Below are 1,126 nucleotides of genomic sequence, written 5' to 3'. Positions count from 1 at the left end.
TGCGCCCGTGAGGGCAGATAACCAAGGCGTTGCCTTGGTTATCTAATAATCAGCGGCTGAAAATCGGGCCTTTCGGCATCCTCAAGCCGTCCATTTCCGGCTGATGGGCAACTTGTTCGGAGTTTCCCTAGGAGGTATTCATGACTATGGTGTCTGCTGTTGATCATGCCGAGGCGTATCGCTCTCTCCGCGACGCCGTAAGTTTGATCGATATCGGTCAGCGCATCGAACGCGTCCTGCTTCCTGGATACCGTCTTCTTCGCGTCGAAAAGCCGAGCGACTCCCTTACCAGTGAGATTCAGATTTTTCTGGTTAATGACATCGAGGCTTCGGTGGTATACCAGTGCACCTTGACAGTTCTACCACTCTCTCAATACACACGCCCAACCGTTCTTCAAAAAAAAATACGGTGCTCGCCTGAGGCGCAGCATGCGGTTGCTCTGGATGGCCTGATTAATCAGGTATGCTTCAACTATGTCCTTACTTTATATGATCTACTGGTGTCGCCGGACCACCAAAAGGACCTGACGGAGCATCGCTGGCTGCGGCTTTTGTCCAGCGCCCTAGCTCATGGGGCGTATGTCTACCTATTCGATAATGTGGGGGGCAGAATGCAACCGATACCCACGCAGGCTGCTCTGAACGAGGTTATGGACAGGCTGTGGTCCAGATCAAATGTTCCTTGCCCAATCACACTAATCACAAAAACTGACGTATTGGCTACCGAAGCAATGGCGCGTTAGTCATTTTTGCGTTGGAGCCGCTTGACCAAATGTAAGCTCCTTTCAATATCTCTGGATATATCGCGATCTTGGCCATTTGTTTCGACCTTTTTAGACAGTAGTTTCAGGAAGTTGTATTTACCGGACTGTCACGGTCGAGCACCCACTTAGGTTTTGTACGAAAAGTACTGACGCATACAACGCAGGCTGCAGGCCAGCGTGACCATGGCTGAAAAGCTTCTCGCCAGCTTGTCGTAGCGAGTGCCTATTCTTCGGCTCTCTTTCAGCCAGCCAAACATCCGCTCAATGATGTTCCGCTGCCGATACTTTGGACGATCAAAGAGTCGGGGCAGGCCAGGCCGAGGCTTGCGTGGCATGGCACGCAGCGGGATCACCGGCTGTAT

At 51.9% G+C, this 1,126-nt stretch carries 2 protein-coding genes; one reads left to right on the top strand and one right to left on the bottom strand.

The window, feature by feature from the left end:
* Positions 1-140 precede the first annotated feature (140 nt).
* A complete protein-coding gene (locus tag NJC38_RS28990; RefSeq protein ID WP_253118192.1) occupies positions 141-743 on the top strand; it encodes a hypothetical protein in 603 nt (200 codons plus the stop codon).
* Positions 744-889: 146 nt separating this feature from the next.
* On the opposite strand, the gene NJC38_RS28985 is transcribed toward NJC38_RS28990, so the two are convergent.
* On the bottom strand, positions 890-1,126 hold a 237-nt coding region (locus NJC38_RS28985; protein ID WP_253118191.1), incomplete at its 5' end, for a transposase.

The sequence above is a fragment of the Pseudomonas sp. 21LCFQ010 genome (genome assembly GCF_024129905.1).
Lineage (GTDB): Bacteria > Pseudomonadota > Gammaproteobacteria > Pseudomonadales > Pseudomonadaceae > Aquipseudomonas.
Note: the sequence above shows the minus strand (reverse complement) of the source record. Positions and strands in the feature narration are given on the sequence as shown.

What these genes read in the sequence shown, in the direction of transcription:
- NJC38_RS28990 (WP_253118192.1), top strand. Translation starts at nt 141, where the DNA reads ATGACTATGGTGTCTGCTGTTGATCATGCCGAGGCGTATCGCTCTCTC.